16 protein-coding genes are annotated in these 18098 nt (G+C 62.9%); 8 read left to right on the top strand and 8 right to left on the bottom strand.

Annotation, left to right across the window (positions count from 1 at the left end):
- Positions 1-23: 23 nt before the first annotated feature.
- Positions 24-1178: a LysM peptidoglycan-binding domain-containing protein gene (locus tag Q2K57_RS10095; RefSeq protein ID WP_258396313.1), complete on the bottom strand. Its 1155-nt coding sequence runs from the start codon at positions 1176-1178 to the stop codon at positions 24-26.
- 376 nt (positions 1179-1554) lie between these two features.
- Between Q2K57_RS10095 and def the strand changes: the two genes are divergently transcribed.
- The 8 genes from def to Q2K57_RS10055 all read left to right on the top strand — a co-directional run bounded on the left by def (position 1555) and on the right by Q2K57_RS10055 (position 11100).
- Positions 1555-2067 carry a peptide deformylase gene (gene def / locus Q2K57_RS10090; RefSeq protein WP_112055101.1) on the top strand — a complete coding sequence of 171 codons (513 nt, stop codon included), beginning with the start codon at positions 1555-1557 and terminating at the stop codon, positions 2065-2067.
- A 144-nt stretch (positions 2068-2211) separates the two neighbouring features.
- Entirely contained in the window at positions 2212-3201 is a 990-nt protein-coding gene (gene fmt / locus Q2K57_RS10085) for a methionyl-tRNA formyltransferase (protein ID WP_112055100.1), read from the top strand.
- Positions 3198-4649 (top strand): 16S rRNA (cytosine(967)-C(5))-methyltransferase RsmB, encoded by a 1452-nt coding sequence (gene rsmB / locus Q2K57_RS10080; RefSeq protein ID WP_112055099.1) that lies wholly within the window; start codon positions 3198-3200, stop codon positions 4647-4649. The genes fmt and rsmB overlap by 4 nt, the downstream gene beginning before the upstream one ends.
- Before the next feature lie 230 nt (positions 4650-4879).
- Entirely contained in the window at positions 4880-5083 is a 204-nt protein-coding gene (locus tag Q2K57_RS10075; RefSeq protein ID WP_304524974.1) for a dodecin, read from the top strand.
- 200 nt (positions 5084-5283) lie between these two features.
- The gene (trkA, locus tag Q2K57_RS10070; protein ID WP_112055097.1) at positions 5284-6657 is read left to right on the top strand and encodes a Trk system potassium transporter TrkA; all 1374 of its coding nucleotides are present in this window, start codon (positions 5284-5286) and stop codon (positions 6655-6657) included.
- A gap of 61 nt (positions 6658-6718) precedes the next feature.
- Positions 6719-8167: a TrkH family potassium uptake protein gene (locus Q2K57_RS10065; protein ID WP_304524973.1), complete on the top strand. Its 1449-nt coding sequence runs from the start codon at positions 6719-6721 to the stop codon at positions 8165-8167.
- 86 nt (positions 8168-8253) lie between these two features.
- Positions 8254-9483 (top strand): TraB/GumN family protein, encoded by a 1230-nt coding sequence (locus tag Q2K57_RS10060; RefSeq protein ID WP_304524972.1) that lies wholly within the window; start codon positions 8254-8256, stop codon positions 9481-9483.
- 456 nt (positions 9484-9939) lie between these two features.
- Complete coding sequence (locus Q2K57_RS10055) at positions 9940-11100, top strand: diguanylate cyclase (RefSeq protein ID WP_304524971.1); 1161 nt, start codon at positions 9940-9942, stop codon at positions 11098-11100.
- A gap of 34 nt (positions 11101-11134) precedes the next feature.
- On the opposite strand, the gene Q2K57_RS10050 is transcribed toward Q2K57_RS10055, so the two are convergent.
- The 7 genes from Q2K57_RS10050 to Q2K57_RS10020 all read right to left on the bottom strand — a co-directional run bounded on the left by Q2K57_RS10050 (position 11135) and on the right by Q2K57_RS10020 (position 17531).
- Complete coding sequence (locus Q2K57_RS10050) at positions 11135-12073, bottom strand: tRNA-uridine aminocarboxypropyltransferase (protein WP_304524970.1); 939 nt, start codon at positions 12071-12073, stop codon at positions 11135-11137.
- A gap of 81 nt (positions 12074-12154) precedes the next feature.
- The gene (locus tag Q2K57_RS10045; RefSeq protein ID WP_304524969.1) at positions 12155-13099 is read right to left on the bottom strand and encodes a bile acid:sodium symporter family protein; all 945 of its coding nucleotides are present in this window, start codon (positions 13097-13099) and stop codon (positions 12155-12157) included.
- A 223-nt stretch (positions 13100-13322) separates the two neighbouring features.
- Entirely contained in the window at positions 13323-14306 is a 984-nt protein-coding gene (locus tag Q2K57_RS10040; RefSeq protein WP_304524968.1) for an MBL fold metallo-hydrolase, read from the bottom strand.
- A 217-nt stretch (positions 14307-14523) separates the two neighbouring features.
- Positions 14524-15288 carry an NAD-dependent deacylase gene (locus Q2K57_RS10035; RefSeq protein WP_304524967.1) on the bottom strand — a complete coding sequence of 255 codons (765 nt, stop codon included), beginning with the start codon at positions 15286-15288 and terminating at the stop codon, positions 14524-14526.
- A 373-nt stretch (positions 15289-15661) separates the two neighbouring features.
- Entirely contained in the window at positions 15662-16033 is a 372-nt protein-coding gene (locus Q2K57_RS10030; RefSeq protein WP_304524966.1) for a GIY-YIG nuclease family protein, read from the bottom strand.
- 101 nt (positions 16034-16134) lie between these two features.
- A complete protein-coding gene (locus tag Q2K57_RS10025) occupies positions 16135-16593 on the bottom strand; it encodes a hypothetical protein (protein WP_304524965.1) in 459 nt (152 codons plus the stop codon).
- 89 nt (positions 16594-16682) lie between these two features.
- Complete coding sequence (locus Q2K57_RS10020; RefSeq protein WP_304524964.1) at positions 16683-17531, bottom strand: hypothetical protein; 849 nt, start codon at positions 17529-17531, stop codon at positions 16683-16685.
- Between the last annotated feature and the right edge of the window lie 567 nt (positions 17532-18098).

Below are 18098 nucleotides of genomic sequence, written 5' to 3'. Positions count from 1 at the left end.
AGCTAACTCTAAAAGTGTCTGTCTCACCTCAATGAATACAGGTCCATCGAATCGGGGGTGTGCACGCGATCACCGACCTCAAGGGTGCGGTTGGCTTGCATGACCAGGCCGTAGCTGACCCGGTCGTAGCTGCGAAAGACCATCACCAGACCGGCATCGACGCCCGGCAGGCGCACCGGCTCTTCGGTTCGGGGGTCGCTGACCAGCTCGCCCTGCTGTTCGATGGCCAGCACATGGCCTGGCTTGACGCCGTCGCGGGTGCCGGCATCCAGCGCCACGACGTGCAGCCGGCCGATGAAACGAACGCCGCCCGGCACGGCGAGGATGCGACCCTCGACCGCTTGTTCAGGCGGGCGAGGCTGAAACTCGCCGGTCAGTTCGAGCTGCTCCAGCGGCATCACCAGATCACCGTCGCGCACCTCCTGGCGGGAAGTGAGCAGCGCAAGCTTGCTGAGTTCACCCTCGCGACTGGACAGGCGGCCCTCGCCGATGCTGATCAGCTCCTGACCGAGGAACGCGCCCTGGCCGTCGCGGTAGACCTCACCGGGCCGGTAGATGCCGTAGCGGCCATCGCGCTTAAGCTCCCCGCGCACAAAAACGCTATCGCCGGCACCGCTGATCAGCCGCTTGTCGCCGCTGGCTACCACATAAGGTTGCTCGGCCAGGTTGAACGAGGCATCGACGATACGATGCCTCGTCAGGAAGTTCTCGACCACCTCAAGAGGAAGCGGCGGGATGGCCTGACGGCGAGGGATGCGCTTCACTTCGGGCGACAGCTTGACCACGTTCTGGCCGCGTTCGAGCCCCAGGCAGGGTCGACCATCACAGTCTCGAATGACGATCACGTCACCCGGATAGATCAGGTGCGGGTTGTCGATCTGCGGATTGACCTGCCAGACCTGCGGCCACTGCCAGGGATGATTCAGAAAGCGCCCGGAAATGTCCCAGAGGGTATCGCCGCGAACCACGGTGTAGCGCTGGGGCGCGTCATCGCGCAGCATCCTTTCCTGAGCATGCACCAGGCCCGCGGCGAGCAGGCCAATAACCAGCACCGCCACGGCCCCTGACCACCTGACGGCGGCATGCGGCTTCTGGTGTTGGTCATGGCCTCGCCCCATACCAATGGCATTGCCCAGTTCCGTCAGGATACGTCTGGACCGCCGCCGTGTTTGCGTCATTTCGTGCTCCCTCATCCTCGGCGCGCGGCCGGGCATCACGTTAGAAGTCGTTGGCGCCATCAGTGTATCCTTGGCGCTGCGCCTCGGCCACGCTCGCCGGGCAGGGACAACGGCTTCGCCGTCTCGCCATCGTCCTTAGACTGACACCTTACCTAGACTGACACCTTACCTGGCCTCGTCATCTTACCGAGACTCGACGCCCCACTTAGGCTCGTCATCGTACCTTGGATACGTACATGGAATACGCACCTGGAATCCTGCATGGAATAGTCGCGTCCTATCGTGACCATAATATGGATAGCGGTTCCGTTCGCCGAGCCCGGCCACTACAATACGAGTAATATCTCAGAATTTTACCTACGGTGATTTCAACGTCATGGCCAAGTTACCCATCCTCGAGTTCCCGGACGAGCGCCTGCGCACTCATGCGGTGGCGGTCGACACCGTCGACGACGACGTTCGTCAGCTGGTCGACGACATGCTGGAGACCATGTATGACGCCCAAGGCATTGGTCTGGCGGCAAGCCAGGTCGATGTGCATCGTCGCGTCATCGTGATGGACGTCAGCGAGAACCGTAACGAGCCCCTGGTGCTGATCAACCCCGAGTACACGCCGATCGGCGATGAGCGCGAGCCGATGCAGGAAGGTTGCCTGTCGATCCCCGAGTACTACGCCGAAGTGCCGCGTGCCCTGCGCGTTCACCTCAAGGCACTGGATCGTGACGGCAGCGCCTACGAGCTCGAAGCCGACGGCCTGCTGGCCCACTGCATTCAGCACGAGTACGACCACCTGGAAGGACGGCTGTTCGTCGATTACCTGTCACCGCTCAAGCGTGACCGGGTGATGAAGAAAATGCAGAAGCGCCATCGTCAGATGCAGCCCGCCTGAGCGCCAGCCCTTCCAGAGTCAGGTCAGATTCTGGCCTGCCGAAGGCCGGCCCCGTCACGCTGACGCGGCCGGCCTTCGTCGTTGTCGGCGGCGTTACGCTATGCTGTCGCCCACCCTGATCGTTTTGACCCAGCAAGGCCTTTCATGACCCGACCCCTGCGCGTGATCTTCGCCGGCACCCCCGACTTCGCCGCGGCCAGCCTCGATGCTCTGCTCGACAGCGACCATCAAGTGGTGGCCGTCTATACCCAGCCCGACCGCCCCGCCGGGCGCGGCCGCAAGCTGACCCCGAGCCCCGTCAAGGCGCGGGCACTGGAGCACGGCCTGCCGGTCCATCAGCCCGTCTCGCTCAAGGACGCCGACGCCCAGGCCGAGCTCGCCGCCATCGACGCCGACATCATGGTGGTGGTGGCCTACGGGCTGCTGCTGCCCCAGGCGGTGCTCGACATACCGCCGATGGGCTGCCTGAACGTGCATGCCTCGCTGCTGCCGCGTTGGCGCGGTGCCGCACCGATCCAGCGCGCTCTCGAGGCCGGCGATACGGAAAGCGGCGTAACCATCATGCAGATGGATGCCGGGCTGGATACCGGCGCCATGCTGCTCGAACGGCGCACGCCGCTGGATGTCACCACCACCGGCGGCGATCTGCATGACCGCCTGGCAGCACTCGGCGGCGAGGCGATCGTGGCGGCACTAAACGCCCTCGCCGGCCCCGGCCTGACCGCCACCCCGCAGCCCGAGGACGGCGTGACCTACGCCGCCAAGCTCTCCAAGGCCGAAGGTGAGCTCGATTTCACCGCCCCGAGCGAGGCCCTGGCCGCCAAGGTGCGCGCCTTCAACCCCTGGCCGGTGGCCTGGACACGGCTCGCCGGCGAGCCGCTGCGGCTGTGGCTGGCCGAACCCGGTCGCGCGGAAGCCAATGACCCTACCGTCGCCCCCGGCACGCTGCTACCCGCCGCTGGCGATGCCCTGCGCGTGGCCTGCGGTGCGGGCGGCGACGAGGTGCTGCGGATCACCCGCGCCCAGTTACCCGGCGGCAAGCCGCTGGCGGCCCGTGATCTGCTCAATGCTCGCGGCGAGCGCTTCGCGCCGGGCATTCACCTTGGCGACACCAACCAGGAGACCTCTTCATGAGTCAGGCCAAGGATAACCGCCGTCAGGACGCCAAGTCCGACCATTCCAAGTCCGACCATTCAAAGCCCAGCGGTGGCAAGCCCAACAATGCCAAGCGCCGACCCGGCAAGGGCAAGAGCCAGCATCAGGCGTCCACCGACGGCCAGGGCGGCCAGGGGCTGCGTGCCGAAGCGGCCCGCGCGCTGGTGCCGATCCTCAATGCCAAGGGGTCACTTTCCGGCCTCGACGACAGCCGCGTGGCGCCCCGCGACCGGGCGCTGTTGCGCGAGATCTGCTACGGCGTCTGCCGGACCCTGCCGCGCCTCGAAGCGCTGGCCGGCGTGTTGCTGAGGAGTCCCTTCAAGGCTCGCGACACCGATATCCAGGCGCTGCTGCTGGTGGGCATCTATCAGCTTCTCTACCTGCGCATTCCGGCCCACGCCGCAGTAGGCGAGACCGCCGGCGCCGCCCGCCTGCTCAACAAGGCCTGGGCGACCCGCGTGCTCAACGGCTGCCTGCGCCGGCTACAGCGCGAGGCAAGCGAGATGCAGGCCAAGGTTGATCGTGACCCGGCGGTCGCCCTGCTGCATCCGGTGTGGTGGCTCAAGGCGTTGCGTCAGGCATGGCCAGACGACTGGCGCGAGATCGCCATCGCCAACAACCAGCCGGGGCCGATGACGCTGCGGGTCAACCGGCGCCGTTCCAGTCAGGAAACCTACCTGGAGCGCTTGCGCGAGACCGATATCGAAGCGCGGCCCTGCCAGCACGCCCCGGATGGCCTGACCCTCGACGCTCCCTGCGACGTCAGCGCCCTGCCAGGCTTCACAGAGGGCGAGGTGAGCGTCCAGGACGAGGCCGCCCAGCTCGCCGTGGAGCTGCTCGGCCCGGCCCTGGCGCCGCGTCCCGGTGCCCGCGTACTGGACGCCTGCTGTGCGCCCGGCGGCAAGACCGCTCACCTGCTCGAAGCCTTCGATATCTCGCTTCGCGCCCTGGACAGCAGCGCCGAGCGCCTGCACCGGGTCGATGCCACCCTGGAGCGCCTAGGCCTCACGGCACAGGTCAGCGCCGCCGATGCCAGCGAGCAGGACTGGTGGGACGGCATCCCCTATGATGCCATTCTGCTCGATGCGCCCTGCTCCGGCAGCGGCGTGATCCGCCGTCACCCCGACATCAAGCGGCTGCGCCGGCCCGAGGATATCGGCCAGCTGGCGGCCCTGCAGGCGAGGCTGCTCGACAATCTGTGGCAGACCCTGGCCCCCGGCGGCACCCTGGTGTACGCCACTTGTTCGGTGCTGCCCGAGGAGAATGCCGAGCAGATCGCCGCCTTCCTTGAGCGCACGCCGGATGCCGTGGTCGACACGCCAGCGGACCTGCCCTGGGGACGTGCGGCGGGCGCCGGGCGCCAGCTGTTGCCGCGCGAGCACGGCCACGACGGCTTCTTCTATGCCCGGCTGACCCGTCAGGCCTAGGCACGTCAGGAATAGACACGTCAGGAATAGGCACGTCAGGAATAGGCACGTCAGGAATAGGCACGTCAGGAATAGACTCCGCCAGAAACAGGACCCGGCAAGGCAAGGGACGGGGGCAGAACCGCAAGCCGACCAGCCCTGCGGCTTGCGGGCGAGCCTCGCTTGATGCCTATACTGGCGACAGAGCCCCGGCGCTGGCCGGGGCCGCTTCCACGGCAAAGGAGTGACCCATGTCCCACGTCTACAAGCATATCGAACTGACCGGTTCATCCACCGAGAGCATCGAGGATGCAGTGAACCAGGCCATCGAGCGTGCCAGCCAGAGCCTACACGGCATGCGCTGGTTCGAGGTGGTCGAGACCCGCGGCCACATCGAAGACGGCCGCGTCGCCCACTGGCAGGTCACCGTCAAGGTCGGTTTCACGCTCGAATAAGCCGTCGGGCACACCCGCTAGAACATCTGCGAGTAAGCCACTGCGCCAACGCCGGAGCACTTCTGCCCCGGCCTGGCGACAGGCCGTTCCCCGAGGCCACCCAGCCTCACCCTGTCGCCCGCCCGGCGAGTGGTTTATGCTAGCCACCGCCTGCCGACGCCCCTCTCAGGCCGTCGGCCCATCAGCCTGCGGACACTTTCATGAAGATCATCATTCTAGGTGCTGGCCAGGTCGGCGGTACCCTGGCCGAACACCTGGCCCATGAAGAAAACGACATTACCGTGGTAGATACCGACGGCGAGCGCCTGCGCGAGCTGCATAGCCGTCTGGATATTCGCACGGTGTCAGGCGCCGCCTCCTATCCGATGGTGCTGCGCCAGGCGGGCTGCGAAGACGCCGACATGCTGATCGCGGTGACCAACTCGGACGAAGTCAACATGATCGCCTGTCAGGTGGCACATACCCTGTTTCGTACCCCGACCAAGATCGCTCGGGTGCGGGCGACGGCCTACCTGACGCGCAAGGGCCTGTTCGCCCACGATGCCGTGCCCATCGACGTGCTGATCAGTCCCGAGCAGGTGGTGACCGACCACATCCGCCGGCTGATCGATTATCCCGGTGCCCTGCAGGTGCTGGAATTCGCTAACGGCATGGTGCAACTGGTCGCGGTCAAGGCCTTCTACGGCGGTCCGCTGGTCGGTCAGGAACTCGGCTTCCTGCGTCGCCACATGCCCAAGGTGGATACTCGGGTAGCGGCCATCTATCGCCGCAACCGGCCGATCATTCCTCGCGGCGACACCGTCATCGAGGCCGATGACGAGGTGTTCTTCATCGCCGCCCGCCGCGACATACGCTCGGTGATGAGCGAGCTGCGCCGCCTCGATCGTGACTTCCGCCGGGTGGTGATCGCCGGCGGCGGCCATATCGGCGAACGTCTGGCCGAAACCCTCGAGCACAGTCACCAGGTCAAGATCATCGAGCATAGCCTCGAGCGCTGCACGACACTGTCCGAGCGTCTCGATCGCACGGTGGTGCTGCACGGCAGCGCCACCAGCAAGCGGCTGCTGCTCGAGGAAAACATCGAGGACTGCGATATCTTCTGCGCGCTGACCAACGATGACGAGGTCAACATCATGTCGTCGATGCTGGCCAAGCGGCTGGGCGCCAAGAAGGTACTGACCCTGATCAACAACGCTGCCTACGTCGACCTGGTGCAGGGCGGCGAGATCGATATCGCTATCTCGCCCCAGCAGGCCACCATTGGCGGTCTGCTGACCCACGTGCGCCGCGGTGATATCGTCAACGTCCACTCGCTGCGCCGCGGTGCCGCCGAGGCCATCGAGGCGATCGCCCACGGCGACGTCCACTCCTCGAAGGTGGTGGGTCGGACCATCGACCATATCGACCTGCCCAGCGGCACCACCATTGGCGCCATCGTGCGCGGCAAGGAAGTACTGATCGCCCACGACGACGTGGTAGTAGAATCCGGCGACCATGTGATCCTGTTCGTGATCGACAAACGCCGTATCCGTGACGTGGAGCGCTTGTTCCAGGTCGGTCTGACCTTCTTCTGATGGGGGATGGCCCCGTGCATGCCATCACCCCCTCGTTTCCAATGACAAGGACGGTCGCGCCATGAGCCTGCGCATGATCCTGCGCATTCTGGGGCTGTTGCTGATGCTGTTCAGCCTGACCCTGCTGCCCCCGATCCTGATCTCGCTGCTCTACGCCGACGGCGTCTGGAGCAGCTTTATCATCGCCATGGTCATCACCGTGGCCACCGGTGCGCTGCTGTACTGGCCCAATCGCAACGCCCGCAAGGAGCTGCGCACCCGCGACGGTTTCTTGATCGCGGCGCTGTTCTGGACCGTGCTTGGCCTCTTCGGTGCGCTTCCGCTGATGCTGGACGGCGCCCAGGCGCTCTCGCCGACCGACGCGGTCTTCGAGTCGTTCTCGGGGCTGACCACCACCGGCGCCACCGTGATCACCGGCATCGACTTCCTGCCCGAGGGCATCCGCTACTATCGCCAGCAGCTGCAGTGGCTCGGCGGCATGGGGATCGTGGTCCTGGCGGTCGCCATCCTGCCGACGCTCGGCATCGGCGGCATGCAGCTTTACCGTACCGAGATTCCGGGGCCGCTGAAGGACTCCAAGCTGACCCCCAGGATCACCGAGACCGCCAAGGCACTCTGGTACATCTACGCCACCCTGACCCTGACCTGCTTTGCCGCCTATTGGCTCGCTGGCATGAACTGGTTCGACGCCCTGGGCCACAGCTTTTCCACGGTGGCGATCGGCGGTTTCTCGACCTATGACACCAGCATCGGCCATTTCGATAGCGCCATGATCGAGATGATCTGCATCCTGTTCATGATCATCTCGGCGATGAGCTACAGCCTGCACTTCGCCGCCTGGCGCGAGAAGCGCCTGTCTCAGTACCTGGCCGATCCAGAAGCCCGCTTTCTGCTGCTGTTCCTGCTGGGTCTGACCGTAATCACGGTGGCCTCGCTGTGGCTGACCGGCACCTACACCGACATCCTCGGCCTACGCCACGGCCTCTTCGAGGCCGTCTCGGTCGCCACCACCGCCGGCTTCGGCGTCGCAGACTTCTCCGTCTGGCCCGGCGCCCTGCCCTTCCTGCTGTTCGTCGCCGCCTTCGTCGGCGGCTGTTCCGGCTCGACCGGCGGCGGCATCAAGGTCATCCGCATCATCCTGATCCTGAAACAGGGCATGCGTGAGGTGCTGCGCCTGATCCACCCCAATGCGGTGATCGCGGTCAAGATCGGCAAGGTCAGCGTGCCGGACAGCATCGCCCAGGCGGTGTGGGGCTTCTTCTCGGTCTATGTGCTGCTGTTCTTCCTGATGCTGATCGGCGTGATGGCCACCGGCCTCGACCAGGTCACGGCCTGGTCAGCGGTAGCGGCAACCATCAACAACCTGGGCCCCGGGCTTGGTGAGGTGGCAAGCCACTACGGCGACATGCCGGACGCCGCCAAGTGGATCCTGGTGGTGGCGATGCTGCTCGGCCGCCTGGAAATTTTCACCGTGCTGGTGCTCTTCACGCCGGCCTTCTGGCGCCGCTAGCTGGGCCGGCCGCCCTGCGGGGCGGGTTTGGCCTGGCCGCCGGCATCATGGATAATCTTTTTCTCTTAACCGTCTAGCGAGCGTCCATGACCGAATCTCAGGACATCACCACTGCCGCGCCTCAGGCGACAGGCCAGGGCCCGCGCCGGGTGATCGTGCGCGGCGATACCCGCTACACCCTGCTCGGCACCGCCCATGTCTCTGCCGAGAGCGCCGACGAGGTCCGCGAGCTGATCCGCTCCGGCGAGTTCGACGCCGTCGCTATCGAGCTGTGTGCGTCGCGCCACCAGAGCTTGGTCGAGCCCGATGCCCTGGCCAATCAGGATCTGTTTCAGATCTTCCGCCAGGGCAAGGCCGGCATGGTCGCCGCCAGTCTGGCACTGGGCGCCTTCCAGCAGCGTGTCGCCGAGCAGTCGGGCATCGAGCCTGGCGCCGAGATGCGCGCGGCCCTCGAGGAAACCGACGGCGCCGGCCTGCCGCTGCTGCTGATCGATCGCGAGGTGGGGGTGACGCTCAAGCGCATCTACGCCAACGTGCCCTGGTGGCAGCGCTTCGGGCTGTTTTCGGGGCTGCTGGGCAGCGTGGTGTCGCGTCAGGAAGTCTCCGCCGCCGACATCGAGCGTCTCAAGGAAGGCGACGTGCTGGAATCCACCTTCAACGAGTTCGCCGAACAGTCCGAGAGCCTCTATGCTCCGCTGATCCGTGAGCGCGACCGCTACATGGCGCTGAGTCTCGAGGAGCAGGCGCCTGCGCATTACCGCAACGTGCTGGTGATCATCGGCGCAGGCCACCTCAAGGGGATGGCCGAGCATCTTGAGGGAGAGCTGCCGGCCGCCCCGCGGGCCGAGCGCGAGACCCTGGAACACACTCCGTCGCGCTCGAAGATCTGGAAACTGCTGCCCTGGGCCATCACGCTACTGGTGCTGACCGGCTTCGCGGTGGGCTTCTCCAAGGACACGGGCCTTGGCTGGCAGCTGGTCGGCGAGTGGTTCCTGATCAACGGCATCCTCTCCGGGCTGGGGGCCGCCATCGCGCTGGGGCACCCCGTCACGGTGATCGCCACCTTCTTCGCCGCTCCGCTGACCTCCCTCAACCCCACCATCGGCGCCGGTTTCGTGGCCGCCGGGGTCGAACTCGCCATGCGCAAGCCCAAGGTGCGCGACTTCTCGACCCTGCGCCATGACGTTGCCAGCCCCAAAGGCTGGTGGAAGAACCGCGTTTCCCGCACCCTGCTGGTGTTCCTGCTCTCCACGCTGGGCTCCGCCGCCGGCACCTGGATCGCCGGCCTGCGCATCGCCGGACAACTGATGGGCTGATTCGTCCGGCTTGTCTCGTGGGCACTTTCCTCAAGGGCTATTACCTCAAAAGCTCAAATGGCAAGAAAGCTACGTCTTGTTACAGCGGCCAGCCATAGCGCTGGCCGCTGGCAGTATAAGCCCCGAAAAGTCCACATCATCGACTCAGCGCTCGCTGCAAGGTCCCACTCATTGCCGGCCGGAATGGGTACTGATCATGCACATACCTCAAAAATTGTTACGCAACGTAAGTCTTCCATCCGTCACCAGAACTGCTTATTGTCCATGTAGAACGCTACTGATCCGCGGAAATGGCATTCAAGTCAGCGGCCAATGCTGCCGATACAATAACAAAAAGAAACACAGGCGCCTCCAGTACATCAGGCGACGAAAAAGATGAAAGCAGCGTTCCGCAGGGGCGGCCGTCATGCCAACCATTTGACGCGATAGCTGCGCACCGCCAGAAGGCCTGACGCGATGCCACATAAGCTCTATGAGCCTCAACACCTCTACTCTCTTCCGCGCTGGCGCTACATGTCCTGGCTACTCTGCGACAGCCGCCTGCCCGAAAGCATCCAGCGGCGGTTGCTGTCGGGGCCCAGTATCCAGTCAGCTGCCTTGTGGTCGGGGACTTTCTCCACGCTGATGATGGCGTGCATCGGCCTCTATCGTCATCCAATCCCCCTGTTCTGGCTGTGGTTTGTGGCAACGCTTTTGCTATCGGTGTATCGCGCCTGGCTTCATTACTACGCCAAGCGGCAATGCCACCAGCAGCATGTCGCCACACCTACCGACCGGATTCATCTGGCCAGTCTGCTGTGGAGCGCCACAACCGGCCTTGGCACCGCGCTATGTCTGCTCAGCGGCGATGTAGTGCTGCAGGTGTTGGCCATCCCCTCCATGGTCGCACTGGCAACCGCCACGGCCAGTTTCGCCCATGGCACCCCGCGCTATGCCATGCTGCAGATCCTGCTGCTGGACCTGCCGCTGAAGCTCGCCGTTCCCTTCCAGCCCGAGCTCTGGCTCTGGGTGTTCCTGGTACAGGCCCCGTTCTTCTGGGTGGCGCTACACCTGATGGTGCATTCCCTCAATGACACCTCGACGCAGGCTCTTCTCGGCGAATATCAAAGCCGCCGCCTGGCACGCCTGGACCCGCTGACCGAATTGCTGAATCGTGACGGCTGGTTTCGTGAGGCACTGGCGATTCGAAGTGCTGGCCGTGACGCGCTCCCGGTCAGCCTGCTCTACGCAGACCTCGACGGCTTCAAGGGCATCAACGATAGCTTTGGGCATCGTGCGGGCGATGACCTGCTGCGCTATATCGCCAACGAGATGAGTCACACACTGCGCCGTCACGACATCCTGGCGCGATGGGGCGGCGATGAATTCGTGGCCCTGCTGCCAGGCACCAACCCTAATACCAGCCGTTTGATCGCTCAGCGGCTGATCGATTCCGTCGCCGATCTCAGCCAGCAATATCCAGGCGTAGGACTAAGCGTCGGCGTGGTCCATTGCGCAGACTGGCGCGGCACCGACCGAGAACGCCTCGAGAGCTTGATCGCACAAGCGGACCACGCTCTGTACCGGGCCAAACAGCGCGGCAAGGGATGTTTTCAGGAAATCACTGCCTCGACATGAGCTCAGTCCCGGTGCGGTGTTGTCGCGGGCGTCGCTAGGCACGGCGCGCCAGCAACCTCTCCATGGCCGGCGTCGGCGCCTCCAGACGACGATGCCGCCGGCTGGCTCCGTAGCTGTCGTTGAAGGCATCGAAGTAATCATCCAGCACCTGGCCCGCATCTCCGTCGCCGGCCTGTCGGAGAAGCTCGACAGCCACCTCAGCGGTGCACAGGTGCGCCTTGGAGGCAGGCTTGCGCAGCCGATAGCGGGTCTCGCGCTCGGTGGCAAGCGGCAGCACCGGCAAGCCGTCTAGATAGGGGCTGCGACGAAAGATGCGTCTTGCCTGGCGCCAGGTGCCGTCGAGGATGATGAACACCGGAATCCTGGCGCCCGTCCCTGTGGCGGGATCTTTAGCATCATGCACCGCCTCCATGCCCACCACCCGGTCGGCGTAGTCCGGCTGATCGTCGGGGAAGATCACAAAGGGCGCGAATCGCTCATCGGCGAGCAGTTCGAGCAGCTGCTCGTCCGGTGCCGTGCGATACCAGGTAAAGACCTCGGTGCTCGGCAGCACGTCGGCGATCAACCGCCCGGTGTTGGTCGGTTTCAGGTGCTCAAGCGAATGGGTAATCAACCAGAAGCGCGTCAGGCTCTCGGCTTGCACCCGATAGGGGCAGAGACAGTTCAGCGCCGGCAAACGGCAGATATCACAGCGTGTCACGGTGCTGCCCCGAGCCTTGAACTCACGCCGCGCTGGGCGAGCCGGATCGGCGTCAGGCTCGTCAGTAGAGCCCTCAGCAGCCCCGGCAGTAGAGCCCTCAGCAGCCCCGGTAAAAGAGCCATCCGAAGCCCCAGTAGCGGGATCTTGGTAAGGCTCAGTAGCGAGAGGCTCGGTAGCGGGAGGATCAGAGAATCCGTCGGCCGTGTCGGCCTCTGGCGTATCGTCGGTGGACGGGCCGGCGGTCTCGCCCGCCGGCTCGGTAATGTCATTCATGGCGTAATCGGGCTCGGGCGCTGTCGCTGGGTAGGCCGCGCATTCTAGCATGCGCGGCCTGACCCTGACGCCGCCCCTTGCCTAGCGGGACGCGGTGGCCGGCGTTGGCTGGCCAACCGGGCGCCGCTTCCAGTAGCCGGCCAGCAGCGAGCCGGACACGTTGTGCCACACCGAGAACAGCGCGCCGGGAAGCGCCGCGCTTGCCGAGAAGAACTGGCTGGCCAGGGCTACCGCGAGCCCGGAATTCTGCATGCCCACCTCGATGGCCACGGTGCGAGCGATGCGCTCCTCGAAGCCCACCAGCCGCGCCAGCCCATAGCCACCGGCCAGGCCGATGCCGTTGTGCAGCACCACCGCCAACGCCACCAGCGGCCCCAGGGTCAGCAGACGGTCGGCGTTAAGGCCCACCACGATGGCGATGATCAACACGATGGCGGCCATGGCCAGCGTCGCCAGCATGGGCTCGACCCGGCGGACCCGGTCGCCAAGCAGGTGGTGCACCACCACGCCCAGGGCGATCGGTGCAATGACCAGCTGAGCGATGCTCATGAACATTCCGGCAACCGGCACGGCGATGCTCTCACCGACCAGCAGCCAGGTCAGCAGCGGCGTTGCCGCCACCGAGACCAGGGTGGAGGCCAGCGTCATCGACACCGACAGCGCCACATGGCCACCGGCCAACCAGGCGATGACGTTGGAAGCGGTACCGCCAGCAGTGGCGCCAACCAGCACCATGCCGGTGGTCAGGGCCGGATCGAGCCCCAGCAGCTTTGAGACAAGGAGCGCTGCCAGCGGCATCAGCGTGAACTGCAGCACAATGCCCACCGCCACCGGCTTCGGGGCGCGCACCACGCCGAGGAAATCCTGGCGCGACAGGGTCAGGCCCATGGCAAACATGATCAGCGCCAGCAGCAGCTTGATCTGGCCGGCAAGTCCGGTAAACCAGTCCGGCTGCCAGGCGGCGCACAAGGCAAAGAGGATCGCCCACACGGGAAAGAGGCGATTGAGGCGTTCGAAGGCGTGCATGAGGTGTCCTAAGCGTTGCGTGATGAGAAAAAACCAGGCGGATGCCCGGCCGTCAGGCCGTTGAGACGGCTCTTGATATCCCGGCTGAGATGCACTCTTCACATCTACAGCGAAGCGGGACGCCCATCATGCCGTATGCGCGCTAACGAATGAAGGCGCGCCCCGGCATTCGGGGCGCGCCTTCTTTATGGGCCTTGGAAAATGGCCTGGTCTAGAACGCCGCTTACTCGCCAGCGGCAGCCGCCGGATCATGGCTGTAATTCACCGGCAGCCACTCATAGCCGTCGCCATCGGCACGCAAGTGGCCAATACCGGGAAAGGACAAGTGCGCGCCGGCGACCCAGTCACCTTCTTCAGCGACGGTGGCGAACACTGCCTTGCGCTCTTCGCGGGCCTGATCAGGGGCACTGTCGAAATCGATGGTGACGTCGGGGTTCGGGAACTGCACCGCAGCGGCATGCATGGTGTCGCCCCACAGCACCAGAGTCTCGCCGTTGCTTTCGACACGATAGGTGCTGTGTCCCGGCGTATGGCCGGGGTGCTCCTGCGCATAGATGCCCGGCATCAGCTCGGTATCGCCATCGAAGGCCTCAAAGGCGCCCGCCTCGACGTAAGGGTTCAGCGATGCCATGGCCCCCTGGAAGAAGCCCTTCTGGCCTTCCGGCGCGGCCTCGAGCTGGGCGGGGTCGAGCCAGAAGTCGATGTCGTCCTGGTCGGCGTGCAGGGTGGCATTGGGGAACATCCGCGACTCGCCATCCATCAGCCCGCCCACATGGTCCGGGTGCAGATGCGTCAGGTAGATCTCATCGACCTGCTTGGGCCGATAACCGGCGGCCTCAAGGCTCGCGCCCAGTTTGCCAAGCGTCGGCCCGAAGAGCGTGCCAGCACCGGTGTCCACCAGCACCAGCTTGTCGCCGGTGTTGATCAGGAAGGCGTTGACCGAGGTTTCCACCGGCACGTCCAGGTAGGCGTCCTCGAACATCGCCTTAGCCTCGTCGGCGGGCATGTGCAGCAGTTCGTGCATCGGCAGATTGACGGTGCCATCACTCAGCGCCGTGACCTCGAAGTCGCCTAGCATCATGCGGTAGTAGCCGGGATTGGGGCCATCGGCCATGTCGCCAGCGGCGAAGGCCGGAGCACTGACGGCAAGCCCCAGAACGGTCGCAGTGGCCAACGGCAAAGCGGCGCGCGGCAAGAAGGCTGTCATGGCATTCTCCTGTGCAAAGTATCGGGCGTTGATGGATAACTTGGACACAAAGCTAGCGGACAAATAAATTTTGTACAAGATAGTTCTGGTAGCGTCTGCATGACGCCGTTGCAAGACAGCGCGTTGGGGAAAACGCTTTTCAAGACAGCGCATTTACGGCCAACCCCTTACAACAAAGCCCCAATACGAAAGGATCCTTAAACAAACACAGCACACCTCAGCCGACGCGATCGTCATTTTCGGGCCCGGTGGCAAGCAGGGCGTTGGGTACCTCGAGACGGCCGGTGGCCTTCCAATACTCAGCCAGCCTCGGCACGCCCTGCCCCGCCGGCAAGGCGAGCCGACCGACGCCGGGAGGCGCCAGCGCGTGAGCGTCGGGGTCGACCAGCACCGCATCAACGTCCAGAGGCACCTGCTCGAGCAGCAGCGCCGCCGGCATTACGGCAAGCGAGGTGCCCACCACCAGCAACAGGTCCGCCTCGGCGACGATGTCACAGGCATCCGCGTAGCGCGGCACCGACTCGCCAAACCAGACCACATCCGGGCGCAGCTGGCTGCCCTTGTCGCAGATGTCTCCCAGGCGAATGCCACCCCGGCGCAACGGATAGCGCAGCCGCTCATCCACCGTGGAGCGGGCCATCAGGATTTCGCCGTGCAGGTGCAGCACGTTCCGGGAGCCGGCCCGCTCGTGCAGGTCGTCGATGTTCTGGGTGATGATACTGACCCGGATACCCGCGCGCTCCAGCTCGGCCAGCGCCCGGTGGGCGGCGTTGGGCGCGGCGCGGCGCACCTGCTCCCGGCGCTCGTCATAGAAGCGCAGCACCCTTGCCGGGTCGTGGGCGAAGCCTTCAGGGGTCGCCACCGCCTCGATGGGATGCTCCTCCCAGAGGCCGTCGCTCGAACGAAAGGTACGAATGCCGCTTTCGGCGCTGATGCCCGCGCCGGTCAGCACCACCAGGTGGGGCGCACGTTGTTCTTCCATCCATCACCTCTCGCCACCTGGCCGCCAACTCCTCTCTTCTGAGAAACCAGCGACCTGCTGTGCATATTTTTGCCTTTGGCGACGCTATCACTCCCTTACCAGCACGGCCAGCAAGCACACCGCCTAGTGGTATACCGCCTGGCAAACTGCACGGTCGCCGATCTAGCCGGCGACTCAGCCCTTCGGAGTGGACGAGGAAGTGATCACGGAAGGGGAGGCGGGAAGGCTGCGAAGACCGATATCGGCCAAAAGCGAACGTTCAGCCAGAGCAGATATAACGCTGAAGCACAGCGGCACTGAACTGCACCCTGGCAAGGGCGTCCTGCGGCCCTCGGCCGCGTACTGATGCACCTTGTTAGCTGTAACTGCGGACTCAAAGGTGCTGCTCTAGTAAAGTTGCCATGTCACTCGCTACCGCAATGGCATGCTCTGCACTGCAAGAAAAACATTCGTCCGCATAGCTTGGTTTTCCGTTAATCAGGTTCTTCCAAGAAACCCTAGGTAGCTTATGCCCTTGATTGGATAACTTGGCGATAACCAGACTTTCCAGTGCGAGAGCTTCATGATTCGAATTCATTGGAAAGCTAGCAATGTGCAACCAGTCGTCTTTCCCAGCGTATCCCATACGAGCAAGCGAGCGGGTGCGGCTGAGATTATTCGCCTTACCCACCTTAACTACATTCTCTTCGCCCTCGCTCACAAGAATGTAGACATGAAAGTATTGATTAGCTTTTCTTCTACTCACTCACCCTCCTTATCACCACAAAATAGCTAGCGCCGCCAGCATGCGCGGCTTTTAGTGGAGGCGAAGCCGAAACGGAAACGCCGTCACCGTGCCGGGCCTTGTTAGCCGCCCCGCCTGAGAATTCGCTGCTCTTCCGGAACTTTTGCGGACAGCTCTTTTAACTGTGCATTAGGGAATCGGAGCAATTTTTCACCAATGCCAGAACGATGCGCATAGTGATCGAAAATCGGCTGCCCGGGACCATTATAAATTTCTTCAAATGTGCCATCCCGGTTGATCTTGATACCCAGATAGTACTCGGGAACGGTTTTGAAAGTGAGCGCATCCTGAAAAGTTGCCTTAATCTGTACACGGCCAAGATTCGAAGCAGTCCCATCGTGGGTATGCTGAGAAACTTCATCAAGATCTATCTCATAAACCATCGCCGCAATCACCTCACCAATGTCACCAACCAATCGCCCATCGATAGTAAACTGGCGATCCGGGAAGGACTCATTTAAATGGGAAATTCCAGAGAAGATTGATTCAAGAGATTTGGCGATTTCCTGCCTAGTTGGCATTGATCCTCCTTGCGGCTAAAGGCAACCATCAGCCGCGCGAGGTACGAGCGTCGGCTGCATTGCATTGCTGGGCATATATTCAAAACCGTTCAAAGCGGCACCCCTATTCTCGTATCAGCTTCTACAGCATACGACTTACCATCCTGCTCCTTTAGTTCGAACCTAGGTTTCTTTGGGAGACTAATGCCTTTCTCTCGCGCCTTCTCGGCGATTTCTTCAATATTCTCCACAACCGCACGCTCCAATTCTTCTAATTGCTCCTTTATGAAATCAGCTTGCCTTACCACGTCAACGCTGATGCCAGAAGAAGCCGAACCGCCGCCAATTGGTGCGTACACAATGTTTGGGGCGATCTCAACAAAGGTATTAACATTCTTCTTCCTAACCACCTTGACATCTTGGTCGCTGACGGAATTGGCTAAGCCGATAACATTGTTCAGCCGATACGGTTCAATGCTCTCGGGCCAATTGTCGTGCAGGATACGAACCATATCTTGCATGGCCCATGCCCCATGTGAGTACACATTAATCAGGTAAGCGCACTCCGAGTCGAACATAGCGAAAAGGAGTGGACCTGTTCTTTCTACGAACTGATCAGAGTCTATATTCGTGCCCAGATGGAGATGATGGATTCCCCAATGATTGAGAAGGGGATCATCATAGTCTGCTCGCTTGATAAGTTTACTTAAGTGGGGAGTGAGATCATCTCCCCGGCGCATCGCGCATTCGGCGACGGACAAACCATTCTGTAGTTCAGCCGGACATTGAAATTCTTTGGAGCGGTGGACTTTCCTTGGCTTTGGCTCTACTAGCCGTTTTTGCAAATTCAAATAAACACGGACGACCTCCTCGTCAGGTCGCGACGACACTTGATAACCAAGCTGGCCAAGCTCTTGGCGGAGCTCCGCTACCCAGTCCGAATAAAAGTTCGCTTCCACGTGTCTCATATCAATCTGCCCAACAGGTATTAGACAGCGCGCTCGTTTATTGACTTGAACGAGCACGCGCGTTCAACATTCTCATACCACCACACCAACCCATTGATTTTTCTGTTTGTTTTCGTTTACGTGGCTATATAACACCAATAAACGCGCATGTTGCCTTTGCCAGCACGCTTGCTTTGCGGCGGTAGCCGCTATCATGACGCCGACTCCGTCATATCGTCGCTTAGCCTTTCACGCCTACGCTCCGCCTTACCTGCACCATCAAACAAGACATACGCCGAGCGATCCTTGTGCGGGTGAGCCTCGGGGTGAATCAGCGAGTCCATGTGCACATCATGTCGAAAACGGACTGCCGCCTCGGATAGCCGGGCGCGCAGTATTTACCAACAAGGCAAATGCCGGCGAACTGGGTAATGCGAGACACAGATGAAGCCGTTGCCATATAGGTATCCCTGCGTATGGGCGGTGTCATTAGATTGTTCTTGGTTATCTGGTGCTCAGCCTAGCACCGAGGAATGATTTTCCCATGTGCAGGGTCAACGCTAGGCATGATTCACTCAC

The organism is Halomonas sp. I5-271120 (assembly GCF_030553075.1).
In the GTDB taxonomy this organism is placed as follows: Bacteria; Pseudomonadota; Gammaproteobacteria; order Pseudomonadales; family Halomonadaceae; genus Onishia; species Onishia taeanensis_A.
Note: the sequence above shows the minus strand (reverse complement) of the source record. Positions and strands in the feature narration are given on the sequence as shown.